General features: G+C 47.8%; 19 protein-coding genes. 3 read left to right on the top strand and 16 right to left on the bottom strand.

Going from position 1 to position 15,475, the window contains the following annotated elements; all coding sequences use genetic code 11:
- The first annotated feature begins 58 nt into the window (after positions 1–58).
- Entirely contained in the window at positions 59–1,450 is a 1,392-nt protein-coding gene (gene argH, locus AC55FS_RS02025) for an argininosuccinate lyase (protein WP_496934396.1), read from the top strand.
- Positions 1,451–1,534: 84 nt separating this feature from the next.
- Here the strand turns inward: argH and AC55FS_RS02020 are convergent, their stop codons facing one another.
- The 15 genes from AC55FS_RS02020 to AC55FS_RS01950 form a co-directional block, all read right to left on the bottom strand.
- Positions 1,535–1,771 carry a hypothetical protein gene (locus AC55FS_RS02020; RefSeq protein ID WP_496934395.1) on the bottom strand — a complete coding sequence of 79 codons (237 nt, stop codon included), beginning with the start codon at positions 1,769–1,771 and terminating at the stop codon, positions 1,535–1,537.
- A gap of 122 nt (positions 1,772–1,893) precedes the next feature.
- On the bottom strand, positions 1,894–2,133 hold the full coding sequence (locus AC55FS_RS02015) for a hypothetical protein (RefSeq protein ID WP_496934394.1): 240 nt from the start codon (positions 2,131–2,133) through the stop codon (positions 1,894–1,896).
- Positions 2,130–2,573 carry a hypothetical protein gene (locus AC55FS_RS02010; protein WP_496934393.1) on the bottom strand — a complete coding sequence of 148 codons (444 nt, stop codon included), beginning with the start codon at positions 2,571–2,573 and terminating at the stop codon, positions 2,130–2,132. Before AC55FS_RS02010 ends, AC55FS_RS02015 begins: the two co-directional genes overlap by 4 nt.
- A 3-nt stretch (positions 2,574–2,576) precedes the next feature.
- The gene (locus tag AC55FS_RS02005) at positions 2,577–3,311 is read right to left on the bottom strand and encodes a hypothetical protein (protein WP_496934392.1); all 735 of its coding nucleotides are present in this window, start codon (positions 3,309–3,311) and stop codon (positions 2,577–2,579) included.
- On the bottom strand, positions 3,308–4,207 hold the full coding sequence (locus AC55FS_RS02000; RefSeq protein WP_496934391.1) for a hypothetical protein: 900 nt from the start codon (positions 4,205–4,207) through the stop codon (positions 3,308–3,310). Before AC55FS_RS02000 ends, AC55FS_RS02005 begins: the two co-directional genes overlap by 4 nt.
- Positions 4,204–8,604, bottom strand: a complete 4,401-nt coding sequence (locus AC55FS_RS01995) for a DUF4214 domain-containing protein (RefSeq protein WP_496934390.1) — start codon at positions 8,602–8,604, stop codon at positions 4,204–4,206. Before AC55FS_RS01995 ends, AC55FS_RS02000 begins: the two co-directional genes overlap by 4 nt.
- Positions 8,597–8,914, bottom strand: a complete 318-nt coding sequence (locus AC55FS_RS01990; protein ID WP_496934389.1) for a DUF1799 domain-containing protein — start codon at positions 8,912–8,914, stop codon at positions 8,597–8,599. Before AC55FS_RS01990 ends, AC55FS_RS01995 begins: the two co-directional genes overlap by 8 nt.
- A gap of 23 nt (positions 8,915–8,937) precedes the next feature.
- On the bottom strand, positions 8,938–9,261 hold the full coding sequence (locus AC55FS_RS01985; protein WP_496934388.1) for a hypothetical protein: 324 nt from the start codon (positions 9,259–9,261) through the stop codon (positions 8,938–8,940).
- A gap of 10 nt (positions 9,262–9,271) precedes the next feature.
- On the bottom strand, positions 9,272–10,207 hold the full coding sequence (locus AC55FS_RS01980) for a phage tail tube protein (protein ID WP_496934387.1): 936 nt from the start codon (positions 10,205–10,207) through the stop codon (positions 9,272–9,274).
- A gap of 23 nt (positions 10,208–10,230) precedes the next feature.
- A complete protein-coding gene (locus tag AC55FS_RS01975; RefSeq protein ID WP_496934386.1) occupies positions 10,231–10,608 on the bottom strand; it encodes a hypothetical protein in 378 nt (125 codons plus the stop codon).
- A gap of 212 nt (positions 10,609–10,820) precedes the next feature.
- Positions 10,821–11,165, bottom strand: coding sequence for a DUF2730 family protein (locus AC55FS_RS01970; protein ID WP_496934385.1), 345 nt, complete (start codon positions 11,163–11,165; stop codon positions 10,821–10,823).
- The gene (locus AC55FS_RS01965) at positions 11,153–11,356 is read right to left on the bottom strand and encodes a hypothetical protein (protein WP_496934384.1); all 204 of its coding nucleotides are present in this window, start codon (positions 11,354–11,356) and stop codon (positions 11,153–11,155) included. Before AC55FS_RS01965 ends, AC55FS_RS01970 begins: the two co-directional genes overlap by 13 nt.
- Before the next feature lie 10 nt (positions 11,357–11,366).
- Positions 11,367–11,756, bottom strand: a complete 390-nt coding sequence (locus AC55FS_RS01960; RefSeq protein ID WP_496934383.1) for a 3TM-type holin — start codon at positions 11,754–11,756, stop codon at positions 11,367–11,369.
- Positions 11,743–12,267 carry an N-acetylmuramoyl-L-alanine amidase gene (locus tag AC55FS_RS01955; RefSeq protein ID WP_496934382.1) on the bottom strand — a complete coding sequence of 175 codons (525 nt, stop codon included), beginning with the start codon at positions 12,265–12,267 and terminating at the stop codon, positions 11,743–11,745. The genes AC55FS_RS01960 and AC55FS_RS01955 overlap by 14 nt, the downstream gene beginning before the upstream one ends.
- 10 nt (positions 12,268–12,277) lie before the next feature.
- Positions 12,278–12,667, bottom strand: coding sequence for a Mor transcription activator family protein (locus tag AC55FS_RS01950; protein WP_496934381.1), 390 nt, complete (start codon positions 12,665–12,667; stop codon positions 12,278–12,280).
- A 279-nt stretch (positions 12,668–12,946) separates the two neighbouring features.
- On the opposite strand from AC55FS_RS01950, the gene AC55FS_RS01945 reads away from it, so the two are divergent.
- Together AC55FS_RS01945 and AC55FS_RS01940 are read left to right on the top strand one after the other, a co-directional pair.
- Positions 12,947–13,642, top strand: coding sequence for a S24 family peptidase (locus AC55FS_RS01945; RefSeq protein ID WP_496934380.1), 696 nt, complete (start codon positions 12,947–12,949; stop codon positions 13,640–13,642).
- Positions 13,639–14,550, top strand: a complete 912-nt coding sequence (locus AC55FS_RS01940) for a histone deacetylase family protein (RefSeq protein ID WP_496934379.1) — start codon at positions 13,639–13,641, stop codon at positions 14,548–14,550. The genes AC55FS_RS01945 and AC55FS_RS01940 overlap by 4 nt, the downstream gene beginning before the upstream one ends.
- Here AC55FS_RS01940 and AC55FS_RS01935 read toward each other — a convergent pair.
- Entirely contained in the window at positions 14,510–15,448 is a 939-nt protein-coding gene (locus tag AC55FS_RS01935) for a LysR family transcriptional regulator (protein WP_496934378.1), read from the bottom strand. The two genes, AC55FS_RS01940 and AC55FS_RS01935, sit on opposite strands and share 41 nt — an antisense overlap.
- Positions 15,449–15,475: the final 27 nt, after the last annotated feature.

The following is a 15,475-nucleotide window of genomic DNA, read 5'->3' as shown; positions in this document are numbered from 1 at the left end:
GCAAATCCAAACGACGCCAATACGACGCAATTAACCGACATTATTAAAAAGGTGCGCCATGACTGATCAAACCAATGCCTCCTGGGGTGGCCGTTTTTCCGAACCGACCGATGCTTTTGTCGCCCGCTACACCGCTTCCGTCAGCTTTGATCAGCGCATGTACCGCCAAGACATTCAAGGCTCCATTGCCCACGCCAAGATGCTGTGCAAAGTCGGCGTATTAAGCGAAACCGAGCGCGACGACATTATTCGCGGCCTAGAAGAAGTGCGCATTGAAATTGAGCGAGGCGACTTTAACTGGTCGGTCGAGCTGGAAGATGTGCATATGAACATCGAAGCAGCACTGACGCAGAAAATCGGCATTACTGGCAAAAAGCTGCACACCGGCCGCTCGCGCAACGACCAGGTCGCGACCGACATTCGCCTCTACTTGCGTGATGAAATTGACGTAATCGCGTCAGAGCTAACGCGTTTGCAGCAAGGCCTGATTGAATTGGCCGAGCAAGAAGCTGACACCATTATGCCAGGCTTCACCCACCTGCAAACGGCGCAGCCAGTAACCTTTGGCCATCATCTATTGGCCTGGAACGAAATGCTACAGCGCGACTACAGCCGGCTGATGGATTGTCGTAAACGTATTAATATCTTGCCTTTAGGCGCAGCAGCGCTGGCCGGCACCACCTACCCCATTGATCGCCATTACACAGCCGAGCTTTTAGGCTTTGAGCGGCCGACGGAAAACAGCCTGGATTCCGTCTCCGACCGTGATTTTGCCATTGAATTTACCAGCGTTGCGGCCATGATCATGATGCATATGTCGCGCTTCTCCGAAGAGTTGGTGTTGTGGGCGTCGGCGCAGTTTCAGTTTATTGATTTGCCAGATCGCTTTTGCACCGGCTCATCCATTATGCCGCAAAAGAAAAACCCGGACGTGCCCGAGCTGGTGCGCGGCAAAACCGGCCGCGTATACGGCCATATGATTTCTTTGTTAACGCTGATGAAATCCCAGCCCCTGGCCTACAACAAAGACAACCAAGAAGATAAAGAGCCACTGTTCGACACCGTCGATACCCTGCGGGACAGTTTGCGCGCGTTTGCCGATATGGCACCGCACCTGCAAGCGAAAAAAGACAGCATGTATGAAGCGGCCAAGCGCGGCTTTTCTACCGCCACCGATCTGGCCGACTACGTTGTGCGCAAAGGCATTCCCTTCCGCGACGCCCATGAAATTGTCGGCAAGGCCGTGGCCTATGGTATTGAAAGCGGCAAGGACTTAAGCGATATGACGCTGCAAGAACTACAGCAGTTCTCTGCGCAAATCAGCGACGATGTGTTTGAGGTATTAACGCTGGAAGGCTCGGTTGCTGCCCGCGACCATATTGGCGGCACCGCACCAAACCAAGTGCGTGCTGCAGCAGGTCGGGCCAAAGTAGCAGTGGCTGAGCGTTAAAAGAACGCGTCGTGTCTGCGTCAAGCATTGAAAGGGCACTGACGCAGACATAAAAAAGCGGGGGCACTTAGCCCCCGCTCAAATCTATTCTTTATTCGTTTTTTTGCCAAACCAGCTGGCGACATCCACCACCTGTACAAAGCGAAATACCAACACCGCGTGCATCAAGGCAATGATAATGCCCATTCCTTGCTGGCCACTGGACATCATTTCCCACACCAACGCTGGTAACACCAGGATTGGAAACCAAGCGATATAGCGGTAGAACACTCGCTCGAATGTGCTGGTGGCTGGGTTGGAGGTATTGTTATTGTTTTTCATCGCTGCTCTAAGCTTCTATGAAAGTGCAAATCGAGCTTAGCACACCACCTTTTGATACATTATGTGATTAGCAATTAGTAGTAACGGTTAAAACTCGCGCAAAATCTTAATTTATAATCGTTCTAATCAGCATTGCTGACGGAAATATCAATCTCAGTTACTGATTCTTTAATCTGCTGCCAATCATCCTTCAGCCGAATTTCACCATTAACAGCTCGATAACAATAGATTGGTTCAACAACTTCACCAGCTAGCTCACAGTAACCGATGTTCTCGTCCAGGAAACCTGCAACCTGATGATCAGCCACATTGGCAATAGCGATTAAATTCTTATCTTCAGATAACAGATAGAGCTCTTTCATAGATTTTCCTCCAATACTCTCATTGTTATACTAGCGTTTCCCTTTACTACAACTGACTGCCCTCCAGAGAGTATTAGCTCAGCTTCATTTAGATACCTAGAATGAGAAATATTCCCCCCGCTATGATGAGCAACAATTCTATTGCCGACAGCCCTGGCAGCTGAGCTTACATTTTCAGAGAGAAATGGGTTGATTGACATATATCGATATCCACTAGAAGCAACTGAGTTGAGCAAGGTGATACCACCTACGATAAGACTTCCCCCATCAAATACCTTATTTGAAGTCGGTGCACCAGAGGCTACAACGGAACCGCTGTCTGAGACACTGCTGGTTGAGTTCGTAAAAACTAGCTTTGCAACTTTACCCGCCGGACAAGTATACAATGTCCGCGTTCCTGACGAATTGTTTGAAAATATAGTAACAATATTTACTGCCATAATTTAAATACCTTTAAAAATTCCACTTTCGAATAGGGGCTTAAAGCCTTCTTTCTTAACTTGATTTCGAATCTGATCAACTTCTTCCCTTGTATAGAAGCTTTTAAACTCGTAACCATCTTCGTTTTCATTTGCTACCAACACTTTTCCAGCGTTGCCATATGCACCTGGCATATTTAATGTCGCTGCATACCCCTGCGCTTCATCACGATAAGCCGCAGCCTGATCTGAATGACCTAAAGCATCGTTGGCGTATTGCTGTGACTGCTGTGTCCAGTTCTCAGCCGTATCCGCCTGAGTTGTTGCCCGATCAGCTTGCTCACTGGCTAGGCTCACCTCCGCCTTTGCCTTTAACACTTCAGCTTCAGCTAAGGAAACCTGCTGCGCAGCATTTGTTGCAGATTGCCCGGACTGCTGCGCTTGTTGCTGTGCACTGCTGGCGTGCTGCCGTGCGGCATCAGCAAAACCACTGGCCTGCTGAGCAGCGCTGCTGGCGTTGTCGACTTCGGTTTTGGCAGCCTCTACATGTTGTTCTGCTGCCTGTTCGTACTGATGTACATTAGTGACTTTTTGCCCCAGCCATTGCCCAAACTGGGTAAGTGAATTGGCCCATTCTGGTAATGAGGAAAAAAATCGGTTTGCTTTACTGGTAAACTGATCCTGACTATCGGACCGGTTTGGAAGGTCTGCGGCGATATCTTTAATCGCCGGCGGATCATTGGAAATAGGATTGCTCATATTAATCCCTCTATATTAATTGTTAAATCATCAAATTTGGCATTGCTTTGTGCAACATCGAGCGAGCGATAGAATCCATATATCAAGCTGCTTTCACGTCGTTCTGTGCCTATCCACACAACAGGTGTAGAACGCAACTCATCTAACAGGTTATATACATAATCGGCCTTAGATGATGGCACCATTACGGGTGCACGCAGGCGCTTAGCGCTTTTACGTCGTACAAACTTAGTTTCTCCAAATTCGTTGGTATCGGCAGTAGAAAAGTCTTTAATGCCTGGGTTCATACCAAATAGGGTATCGCCGATTTGGTGCTGGAATCCCATCACCAGCATGCCACAACGCGCTTCGGCACCTTGCTTAGCTATGCTGATTCGAATAGCTGAGCCACCGTAGTTGGGCAAATCCAGCACCACCAGGTCACGTTTGCGTTTGATCGGTTGAAAAAAGTAGGTATACCAGTCGTATACGCCGCTGTTATCCAGCAGTGCATAGGTTTTGTCGTATACCACACCGTCATTGCTATCAATCACTTCAATGCGCACGCTGTCGGCAAAGACATTAAACAACGCCAGGCCATTGACTACCGAGGTCGGCGTTACTTCTACCTGGATGCCTTTTCCCTCGCCGGCAAAGAACGGTGCGGCGCTTTCACTCTGGCTACTGACTGCCGCATCAAACAATCTGTGGCTATTGACTGGACCCAAACGGGTCCAGTCGTTATTGCTAATGGCAGGCGCTTTATTGGTGACAATATTGGCTTGCCAAATATCATTACCGACAATCACTTTACTATCTTTAGGCCACTGCTGCTGTGACCAGCCGGGGTAGTTTTCATTCACCATATTGGTGATTAAGTTAGCCCCTTGAACTTGAATGGGTTTAATTATTTTCATGCCACTCCCTCTAACGGCTCAATCTGGCGCTCAGCCGGCATGCCGACGGCATCCCAATCATCCATAGTATTGGCGGTAACACTGGTTGAAATACTGATGCTGCGTAAATAGCTCTGCACCAGCGCTAATTCATTACGAATCGCTTCAACGCTGCGGGTTAAGGTATCTGAAGATTGCTGTGCATTAGATTGCACATTACGACGCACGGTGTTGGCAACATCTGCAGTCAATACCATTTCATCCCGATGCAATTCTGCACGATAACCATCAAAAGGAACGCGGTTAAGTCCTTTGGCATGTGACCCGTGCGGTGTATTGCTCAAATGTTGATTAATATTGTAACGCACGTCTTCCAATGTCAATTCGCGTTGAACTAATTTATTACCCCAATAAGCAAGACCTTCTTCGTCAATATCACGCCCCAACAACTCCCGATATAGACTTCTAAGATCAGCGATTAAATTCGGGTTATATTTTTCTAGAATATTGTTCTTATATTCGGCACTATTCTCGATTCCCCATTTCACGTCATTTAGGTTGAAGTTATCGGCCAATAACTTGTCTGACCAATAATTCAAACCTTCTTGATCTGGTGCGCGACTCAGCAGCTGCTGGTATAGCTGATGAATACCTTGAGGATTAGAGCTATTCAAATCGATGTTGTTATGAGCTAGCGCTTCATCTGCCTGGGCAGATCTTAAACTGTGAACTGCACTTTCAACTGACTGGACGCTCTCATTGATGCCACGTAACTCTTGAACTTCTTGTTCATGCTGGGTATAGATCGCATTTAGGTTATCTATTTCCAACTGAGCGGCCATCTCAGCAATCTTTAATTGCTGATCAAACTGGGTTTCAATCAGCTCTATTTGATTCTCTGCAGTACGTAACTGTTTTTCTGCTGTTGATAACTGTGCATTGCCATCTGTATCCAGGCGCTCTAATAGTGCCAGGGTTTTACGCTGCTCCCGCTCAAAGGAAATACCGTCCACATATTGGCTAGAATCAATATCCGTGGCCTTGCTGGCATATTCTCCTACGTCGGTTAATACGCCATTGCTGGCTGCCAGCTGCAACTTAGCCACAGCCTGCTGTCTGTCCAACTCCTGTAAAGGTTGCACCTTATCGCGCAGCGAGTCATAGGCACTGCTGATTTGCTTAACGGTATCTTTAAGCGACGAGACTTGTTCTTTGGCAGAATCCACGCGCAACTTTGCGCTTTCAATAGCAGTCTTCTTCTGCTGTTCCAAAGCGTCTTTATCAAGCTGCAGTTGATCTTGGACATACTGAACTTTTTGATCAATAGCTGATCGTAACGAGCTAAGTGATTTATCAGTACTAGCTCTAGTTTCCTCTAGTAGCCTCTCTGACGCTTCTTCCAGGGTTTCTATATAACTTACAAACATATCGCGTGAACGAGAGATACTTTCATAAGCCTCCGCACCGGCCTCAGTTTTGAGATCCAGTTCGTCTATCATAGTTGCCATACCCTGATTGCTCTTAGGCAACTTTAGATTCAACTCGCCGTACTTATTATTTAGTCGCTCTATCTCAGAATTGAGCTGGTCAGTGATTATTCGGTTACGATCTTGGTCAGTTAAGAATGAATCAGCTAGCTCTTTGCTAGCCGAAATCATTTCCGATTCACTACCAAACAGATTTATCAATCTCTCTGATGCTTTGCCCAAGGCAAGTCCATTAACACTTTCAAGAGAACTATTTAAGCCATCAAGACTAGCGGAAACAGATTCAATGTAGGTTGCTGTACGACTCAATGCGGTGAACGCGTCATCATCAACATTTTCAATAAATGATGCGACCTCGGGTAAACCATCTGCAGCTGACGTTAGCAGTTGATTGACTACCGCGGACATCAATTCAGCTTGTTCCTCCGCCCCCATACCAGCTGTACCGATGTCGCCCAAAAGGGATGGATCAACAGCATTCACAGCTTTCTCAATTTCTTCACTACTGTAGCCTAACCTATCGGCCAGCTCAGCTAGCAGCGCTATTCCTTTGTCAATTGAGTATTGAAATGCTCCCTCTAAGGCTTCATTTCCTTTCAAGAATATTTTCCCGCCAAGATCTTGAAAAGTACTTACATCGATATCGGTTAAATTACCGGACAAGGTTACTCCGATATCATCAACTGCCCGGATTTTTACTGTATCGGGAAAATCGTCAGTAGATGAATAGCCATAGTCATTTGCATTGATGAAAGTGGAACCTTCTAGATTCGCATATTTACCGTCTTCATTGCCAAAATATAAAGCTGAAAGCTCTTGTGCGACAGTTATTCCTAATTTATCTAAACCTCTTTGTGCATTTGACTGTGCATTTATTATTTCACGATTAATCCCGACGAGCTCTGACATAGAGTCGGCTGTCTGCTGACTGCTATCAGCTATTAAATTTGATTTTTCACTAATGTCACCAAGGTACAGCTGTAGTTCCTCAGCACGATCTTCTGCACCGGTATATTCATCCTTGTCAGATCCACCAAACAGCGAACCACCAATAATTCCCCCAATCGCTCCACCAACACCAGGCATTACAGCATTGCCTATTACTGTCCCAAGTACGCTGCCGATTTGCTGTCCCGTGTTATCCCAGTCACCAGTAATCAAAGATTCTGTTAGAGTAGCTGCTACCGACTCCATCGCCTGCTCAAAGTCTTGTTGCAAAGCGTTGGCTGCTTTCATGCCTTCGTTTCGATCGTATAGCTCTCCGGCTAACTTACCGGCTTCCTTTACCTGATCTGCAGTTGCATTTGCAGTTAGTTTGGCTTGTTCCGCCTGTATGAACTGCTCCCTCGCTGTTTGTTCTTGTAGCTGAAGTTGTTGTTTAAGCTGTGATATTACGCCTTGGTCTTTTTGAGCATTCACCAGCTTGCGTTGCGCGTCTTCAGCTGCTGCAATTTTTTCAATCAGCTCGGTAGTTACGTTTGATGATTTAAGTTGTTTGAGGTTTTGCTGGTCCTGTATCTCAGACTGCGCTTCCCTCAATGTATAGCCTTGTTGCAGAAGCTCGTTTTCAGTCTCTAGTGTTTGCAGGCGTTGAAGCGCCTTCTCATTTGCCTTTTTTGACTCCCCGTCAGTGTCTTCATTCGCTTTATTTTTCTTAGTATCGTGATATTGCTGAAGCTTAAGCTCACCCAGTTTCTGGATTTCTTCTTTGGTTGCTTTGGTAGCGTCTCGTTCAGCAATTGAGTCAACAATGCCCGCTCGGCGCGCCTCGTTAATGGCTTCTATTTTTTGGCGGGCTGTTTCATAGGCTTGCTCGTTTTCAGCGCTGACTTCAGCACGAGCGTTGTCGAACTCTCCGATTAAATCGAAGGTATCGCCATCAAACGGGTTGAGCAAATCCAAAAGTTCTTTGCCAACCGCTTCGGCAACAGGAAGGGCCCCATGCAGTTCGTTGCTGAGGACATCCACAAAGGCACTGCCATAGGCACTGCCGGCATCAATTAGCGATGCTATTTCAATGGTCATCAGCTGAATCAACGCTCTGGTATTCTCAGGCAAGCCAGAGATCGCCTCAATCAGTAAATTGGCTGCTTCCGGACCCGTGGCGGAGACCCCAAACAGGTCTTGCATTACAGATTCGGCAAAGCTTGTAAACTGTTGGGCGATTTCATCAGGCACCAATTGCTCATATAAAGCATTGATGTCGTCACCATAGCCGCTGAATCCTGCAAAAAATGCATCCACTTCCGCAGCCATTTGCCCTGAGGCAAAGCTATCTTTAACACCATCAGACAGCTTTTCTACATCTGTTAGAAAGCCATCAATAGCTTCTTTACCGACACCCGTTGCCTTAGACAAGTCATAAATGGCAAGCCCTAGCTCAACGGCTAATCCTGCTGCGGGGATGGCTTTGCTACCGAATCTAAACAGGCCGCTTAGAGACGTCAGGCTCGATTTAGATTTTTTTCCAGTTTCAGATACCGCATCGGCTAGACTTGAAAGCGCCGTTGCACCCTTGTCTGAACCTGACACAAGGCTACTAAGACTGTTTTTGAAGGCCATTGCCTTCTCTGCTGTAGCTGATGCTTTGGAAACGATGTCCATCGCATCGGCGATATTATTCAATTTTGGTGAAGCATCACGTAAGCTCTTGGCTAACTCACTGCTTTTTCCAGTAAGAGCAGACAGTTGATCTGATAGAGGTGTCACTTTAGTGGTAGTCGAACTCGCTGCATTTCCAGCTTTATTGACAGCCTCCGATACTTGATCTGCCGAATCCTTGGCCCCCTGCGCTCCTACTAAGTCTATTTCATACTCTGAAATGGACTTTGCTGCCGATCGAACATCCATCAGCTTTGCATGAAGTTCCTCGAGGTTCTCTATTGAATCACCAGTCTTCACCCTTATTTTTAATGTAAATTTTCTAGCCACGTTTTTCACTCAATGCGTTGAGTGCGCCGATTTCAATCAAGCGCACTTTTTGAAAGGTTTCTGCGGTTTTTTCGATATTCATCATTCGCATGACCGATTCCACCGCACTGTAATCGAGGCCTGTCTGCACACCGGACATACCGGCAAACCGCCATTGGGTGCTGCATGAGCAAAACACCTCAAAAGCGAGGCAGTTTTCCTCATACAGTTGAAATTCTTCAGGCGGCTGAAGATGATCATAGGTGTTGCTTGATAAGCCAAAGGCACTGAGATCATCTTCGAGTGATTCGTGCCCGGATGATGCTCCCATCACCCAAGCACGGCCTGCATCTTTTAGGTTTTGCTCTGGCCCTTTTTTGCGTAACTATCCTGGTAGGCGGCCCAAATGGCTTGGGAGATGTCCGGATCAGAGCGCAGGGCTGCGAGCATGTCGTCACCGCTTAAGCTCTGACCGTCATGGCCTTCCATCTCTACGCCTTCGGCGCCTACAAATACGACATCCAAGGCTTTTTCGTCATCGGCGCCTACACGCTCGAGTTCGGCCATATTCAAGGTTTTGAAAATGCCAACAAATTCGCCTTGTTTTTCTTCGTTACCTTCGCGGTAAGTAACAGCAACTGGGTATTGGTAGGTACGGTCGGTTTTGATCTTAAACATGTGATATTCCTTACTTAACTGTGATTTGAATTTCGTCGTTACCGGTATTTGGATTGATCGTTAATGGCACTTGCAGCATTTGCATACCATTAAGATCCGATTCCGTTGGTGCACCGGTACCTACTTGCGGGCAATCAATTTGTACGATATTGCCGGCCTCGGTGCCGTGCACTAGGCTCAGTGTTCCCAAATCGCCCTGGCGAGCTTTTTCATATAGGTTAATGGTGGCCAAATCTGGCTCTTCGACGGTAGCGCTGCCACTTGGTGCACGGCCGTTAATTTCAATGGATGAGCTGCTGCCTACCACCTGGTGCTTGACGACTTCGATGGCCATATCCAGTGACAACTGGTTAAAGCTCAACGGCAGGCCGTGCAAGGTAAAGGACGGCGTATTTGCAGCGGTGACCGGCATAGGCGTTTGGTAAGCACTAAAGTCAGCATCCGTTGGCATATCGCCATTGGCAATCGGTGAAAATAGACCCTTAAAGGTAAAGCTCATTACCGGAATGTTGTTGACATCAAAGGTAAAGGAGACTGAGCCACGGCCGCCGGTAAATTTATGCAATACGCTGTCACGGTTGATATATGCCGTTAATGATTCTTCGGCGCCCGTCACTGGGTTATAAACCACATCTGAGCCATCGTTAACGGTCTCTTTAAAGCCACAAGCACGCATCAGTGGTGACCAAGCGGGGGCAGCGCCAGCGGTACCTGATCCTGCCAGTTCTACTTCGACGGTGAGTTCGACGTGTTTTTCACCGGCAATGGTTTGCGCGTTGCCAAAGTAAGGCCGATCCAGTTGGCGCTGAACATCGTCACCGGCCAGAGGGGTTAGAGAAATGGAGCGCGTTAATACCGCATTCAGGGCTGCCGTTGGCGCTGCATCATCACCATAAGTGTTTTCAATAGCCGCCAATAGCAGACGGCGATTAGTACGATTTTTCATTTTTTATCCTAATCTTTGTGTAGTTAGATATGGAGGGTATATACAGACCTATATAGCCTTTCTGTTACCTGCCCTTCATATTGCATTTCTGTCTTTTTATTCGTGGCTAACCATTGCCCATTTTTCATCTGGGCGTCGATTTGCCGTTCAAGCATGCAGTTTTTACTGTATACCTGAGATAAGCTTGTCTCAGTGTTTTGGCGATAACCAAAGTATATGTGAACATCTAGTTCACGATTTCCACTGCTATTTATTTCATTGCTCAATAGAGCAGGAACAACACGAACAACCGGGAAGTCTTGTTCCGATAGATTGTCCTCCAGCCCGATTAGGCTACTTACAGCATCAGTATGCTGGGCAAGATCATCAACGATGGCCTGCAATAAGGTTTCGGTATGCACAAGTTACCTCGGCTCTGTATTTCTGATTGTCAAACCAGCCAATCAGTGTTGGTATTATCTCTTTATTCTGTCACCTAGTGTTCAAAAACAGGTTAAGGATTCAATTTTTTCCCTTACTTTTATATCCTGGCTTTTGCAACAGAATATGTGGTTATTATATCGAGAGTTTGTAACCTATTGATCCAAAATATGTTAAAGCTTTAAATTAAATTCTATTTTTTGTTGAGCAAATGCTGATGCATAAGTTGCATGGTACTATTCATTTGCTTTAACTCGCCCTGCACGCTGGTCAACTTTTGTGCCGCGTCATTTATTTGTGAGTGCAATGCCGCCATGTCTTCATGGCTAGGTGCATGTGCTAGGTCACTTTCTAACAAAGTGACCCGCTCATCGATTTTTTTAAGGCGCGAATAGAGCTGCTCTCGCACACTGACAATACTGGATTCATTAGCTTTATATCGACTTAGCATCCAGGTATACACGGCAAATGCTAAGATGATGACTACTTGGACAATATCAAACCAAAATTTCAATGCACGATAGTCTAGCTCTGGCATAACTCATCCGCCGCTGCGATACCCGAACACTCCCGACAATAATGTCGCCGGTGTTGCTGGTAACCATCCAGATAATCACCACAGTAGCTGCACAGTCTCAGGTCTTCACAGTGGCTGAGTTTTCGGTTATTTTGTATATTTATTTGCTCTTCATCATTTAGTTCATCGTACCATTCCGTATCAATGTTCATAATTACTCCGTTATTTTTTCAGTACTGGCACCAGCTTTTCACAGCTACGGCCGACTACATACCCGCCGATGCCAATCTGCAATAGGTTCCAAGCCTGTTCACTTAGGCGAAAGTGAGTTAGTCCTAGCGTGTCTAATACCACTAGTACTAAGAAAGTAAGCATAGTAATAGGTCGCCAGTTTCTTTGTAGCCAGCTTTCACCTTGCGCTTCTTGTACCAATATTTTTTGTTGATTATCGATCAGTGATTTTTCGCTTTCGAGTATGGCCTTTTTAAGATCAATTTCAGCAGTTCTAATCTGACCTTTTATATTGTCCTTTTCTTCCGCCGAGGTATGTAGCTCATCGACCAGATCAACGAGTTTATCAAGCGATGAAGACAACAGTTTATCCCATAGCATAGTTCACTCCGTCTGGTGGCTGATATGCCGTTGCTATGCAGAGTGTATGTTTAGATTCTTCATCAAAGTCTTCATACATCCATCTATGCACATCAAATCCAGGGCAGGTTTTATTGCTGAGTTGGTTATGGCCCAACACTTTAAGTTCTGTGCCTAGTTGCTTTTCTAACAATTTGATTAACTGCTCTAAGGCTTGCCATTGCTGTTGGCTGTATTGATCGCGGCCAATCAAACAAATACCAATACTGCCACGGTTGTGACCGCGGGTGTGGGCGCCACTTTCATTCAGCGGTCGCCCAGATTCAATACGGCCATCAATGCGAATAACAAAGTGATAACCAATAGCCGATAATTCTGGCCTATGTTCAGGCGCAATCAGCAGGTTACGTTTAAAACCTCGATGTCTATGCCATACGTCGATATCCTCGGCGCTGTGATGACGCCCATTTGGGGTATCGCTGCAGTGCAAGATAATGCGGTCTATTTGTTCAAGTGTTTGATAATTACCCATGTGACCTCCATTAGTGAGCTATTGGCTGCCGGGCAGTACGTTTTTTATTGATCAGTCGATATACATGAGTTCTGCTAATGCCATATTTTTCCGCCAGGATCATGGGCTTTAAGCCCTGCTCGGCCCAGTCGCGATAGAGTGCGTCATCGCGCAGGCTGGAATCCATGCGTTCACGTTTGGGGAAATAAATATGGCGGCCGCCACAATATTGGGTCAGCTCGGTTAGCAATACGTGGCAGACTTTATCCGCCGCTTGTTGGTCGTAACCCATGCGCTGTAATGCGCCGTTACACAGTTCTGCAATGGCACAATAGTCTCTCGCCCATTGTTTTTTGTCCGCTGCCGACAGGTGATGAATGTGCTCTTCCCAATGCCCTTGCGTAGCGTTATTGGCTGTCACGTCAACGTACTCCTTTTTGTTTGCACAAATGAGAGTGCTTCGTCAGCTATGCCAAATCAGCAGGGCTTCAAGCACAGTACAAACGTGCTTTTTTGCTGTAATATGGCACAATTGAGCGACACAGCGGCTTACGCCGACCGCGAAGCTCATTTTTGAGTGGCGAATCACTCATTTACGGAAGACATTCTACCCCTTGCCTCACTTGCAATCAATCATTTATGCTATACAAAACGCACAAAGTAACCCCTTTTTGATAAACATGGGACAGAGTAAACAACCATGAGCGATGATCACCACGCCAATCATTCAGTTTTGACAGGCATAGCCTCCCGTATATCATTGGTGGCAGACACAGTCGGTGGAAAACGCCGCCTAGCGGAGCTGATTCAAGTATCGGAGTCTCAGGTACATCGCTATAGCGCCAAAGACAGCGATCCCAAAATCTCGGTATTGTTGGATATGGCCGCCGTCGCCGGGGTACGGCTGCAGTGGCTGATCAGTGGCGAGGAACCGGTGTTTTGTCGCGATGGCGATGGCACCAGTGAAGGAACAGTGGCGCAAGAGTTTGCATTGATTCCTGGTTATAACGTGCATGTGAGTGCGGGCAACGGCAGTATTCCGCTGGATGAGCAACCAGCGCGGCGGCTGGCGTTTCGTCATCGCTGGCTGTCCTATCGCGGCCTTAACGCCAAAGATCTGGTCATGGTGTATGCCCGTGGTGACAGTATGGAGCCCACCATTGCCGATAACGACACCTTAATGGTGGATACCAGCGACACCCTGCCCCAAGACGGCCAGATCTTTGTTATCCGCAACGATGGCCACTTGTTGGTGAAGCGCACTCAGGTCGCGCCAGGTCAGGGAGTATGGCTGCTCAGTGACAATCCTAGCTATGATCGTTTGCTCCTCAAGCTGCAAGATACGCCCGATTTGGAAGTGATTGGCCGGGTGGTGTGGATCGGCAAAAACGTATGACCCTGCCGCTGGTTTACCATCACAACTATTCCTGCCCCTTTCCGCAGCAACACCGATTTGTGATGTCTAAGTTCCGGCGTTTATATGAATATTGCTGTCAAACAGGGCTGGTTAATAACAACCTGTACCAACCAGAAGCCGCCAGTGTGCAACAGCTGGCGCTGGTGCATTCACCCGAGTATTTACAAGGTCTGATACAAGAGTCTCTTGATAGCCGAGTGTGGCGTCGTATCGGCTTGCCCTGGAGCCAGGGGTTGATTGATCGTACCTTAACGGCTCCCAACGGCACTCTGCTGAGCGCACGGCTGGCGCTGCAATATGGTATGGCCTGCCATTTGGCTGGCGGTACCCATCACGCCCACCGCGACTTTGGTTCTGGCTTTTGCTTAATCAATGATCTCGCTTATAGCGCGCAAACTCTGCTTAATAGCGGTGAAGTAGACAGTATTTTAATCTTTGACCTGGATGTGCATCAGGGCGATGGCACCGCCGCCATACTGGCCAACGAACAACGGGCCTTTACCTGCTCCATTCACTGCGAAAAGAATTTTCCATTTCGAAAATCCGCCAGCGATCTGGATATCGGCCTCGACAAGGGCCTTGTGGATGACGCTTATCTGGCTCAGGTCGAACACACCCTGGTATCGCTGTTACAGCGCTTGCAGCCCGATTTGGTGCTGTATGACGCCGGTGTTGATGTCTGGGCGGACGATGAATTAGGGCATCTGAATATCAGCAGCCACGGCATTCGCCAGCGCGACGAGCTGGTCTTAACACACTGCTTAAGACGCCATATTCCGGTCGCTACTGTGATTGGCGGTGGTTACGACCGTGATCACCAACGTTTGGCCCAGCGTCACGCCAGCATTATTGAAACGGCGGCTGAGCTGTTTCCGTTGTACCTGTAAATACAGCCAGAATTTGCTGCTGTAACCACTGTAGCGCCGGGTCACGCAGGGCTTTTTGATGCCAATATAAGTGCAGTTGTAACACTGTCGACGCTACTGGAAATGGCTTTACCAACCACTGCTGTGGCTGCTGGCTGGCCAGTTGCAGAGCATAGTCTTGTGGCACGGTTAACAGCAGATCTGTGCTGGCGGCCAGCTGCAATGCGGCGTAGTAGTTCTGACAGCGCAGCACAATGCGCCGTTGCAACCCTTGTTGAGCCAAGGCGACATCTTCCATACCTGGCCCCTGCGGGCGACTAGAGACTTGCACATGTCCCCAGCCAAGATAGTTATCCACATCCCACGGCTGTAACAAGGCGGGGTGTTGCTGGCGTATTAATACCGCCAGCTGTTGCTCACCAATGCATTGGTGAGCAATGTCCGATTCCACCGGCAGCAGCACATCGGCAGCAAAATCGATATTGCCATTGCGCAATGCCATCACCAGCTCTCGCCGTCGCTGACGCACACTGCGCAAGCGTATGCCCGGTGCTTGGGGCAGGATATGGCTCACTAGGGCTGGCAAGGCCGTTGCTTCGAGTAAATCGCGCATGGCCAGGGTAAATTGTCGTCCTGAGCGGCTGGGCTCAAATACCAGACCTTCATCCAAGGTTGATTCCAACTCGGCTAAGGCGCTGCGAACTCGTTCAATAATGGCCCTGGCCAAGGGGGTTGGCACCATATGCCGGCCACTGCGCTCAAATAGCGGATCGGCAAAGCGTTCTCGTAACCGGCTTAGTGCATGGCTGACGGCCGGTTGGGATAAATGCAGTCGCTCACTCGCGCGGGTTAAGTTGCCTTCCTGATAAATCACATCAAAAACGACAAACAAGTTAAGGTCGGTTTGCGATAATTTCATGGCCGCCTCTACAGCTAGTCTCCGCAG

This window comes from Bacterioplanes sp. CLAM21, assembly GCF_059641015.1.
This window is presented reverse-complemented; position numbering and strand designations above follow the sequence as displayed.

Bases quoted from the DNA above. Each gene is read 5' to 3' on its own strand.
- argH (WP_496934396.1), top strand. From the start codon at position 59: ATGACTGATCAAACCAATGCCTCCTGGGGTGGCCGTTTTTCCGAACCG.
- AC55FS_RS02020 (WP_496934395.1), bottom strand. From the start codon at position 1,771: ATGAAAAACAATAACAATACCTCCAACCCAGCCACCAGCACATTCGAG.
- AC55FS_RS02015 (WP_496934394.1), bottom strand. From the start codon at position 2,133: ATGAAAGAGCTCTATCTGTTATCTGAAGATAAGAATTTAATCGCTATT.
- AC55FS_RS02010 (WP_496934393.1), bottom strand. From the start codon at position 2,573: ATGGCAGTAAATATTGTTACTATATTTTCAAACAATTCGTCAGGAACG.
- AC55FS_RS02005 (WP_496934392.1), bottom strand. From the start codon at position 3,311: ATGAGCAATCCTATTTCCAATGATCCGCCGGCGATTAAAGATATCGCC.
- AC55FS_RS02000 (WP_496934391.1), bottom strand. From the start codon at position 4,207: ATGAAAATAATTAAACCCATTCAAGTTCAAGGGGCTAACTTAATCACC.
- AC55FS_RS01990 (WP_496934389.1), bottom strand. From the start codon at position 8,914: ATGGGAGCATCATCCGGGCACGAATCACTCGAAGATGATCTCAGTGCC.
- AC55FS_RS01985 (WP_496934388.1), bottom strand. From the start codon at position 9,261: ATGTTTAAGATCAAAACCGACCGTACCTACCAATACCCAGTTGCTGTT.
- AC55FS_RS01980 (WP_496934387.1), bottom strand. From the start codon at position 10,207: ATGAAAAATCGTACTAATCGCCGTCTGCTATTGGCGGCTATTGAAAAC.
- AC55FS_RS01970 (WP_496934385.1), bottom strand. From the start codon at position 11,165: ATGCCAGAGCTAGACTATCGTGCATTGAAATTTTGGTTTGATATTGTC.
- AC55FS_RS01965 (WP_496934384.1), bottom strand. From the start codon at position 11,356: ATGAACATTGATACGGAATGGTACGATGAACTAAATGATGAAGAGCAA.
- AC55FS_RS01960 (WP_496934383.1), bottom strand. From the start codon at position 11,756: ATGCTATGGGATAAACTGTTGTCTTCATCGCTTGATAAACTCGTTGAT.
- AC55FS_RS01955 (WP_496934382.1), bottom strand. From the start codon at position 12,267: ATGGGTAATTATCAAACACTTGAACAAATAGACCGCATTATCTTGCAC.
- AC55FS_RS01945 (WP_496934380.1), top strand. From the start codon at position 12,947: ATGAGCGATGATCACCACGCCAATCATTCAGTTTTGACAGGCATAGCC.
- AC55FS_RS01940 (WP_496934379.1), top strand. From the start codon at position 13,639: ATGACCCTGCCGCTGGTTTACCATCACAACTATTCCTGCCCCTTTCCG.
- AC55FS_RS01935 (WP_496934378.1), bottom strand. From the start codon at position 15,448: ATGAAATTATCGCAAACCGACCTTAACTTGTTTGTCGTTTTTGATGTG.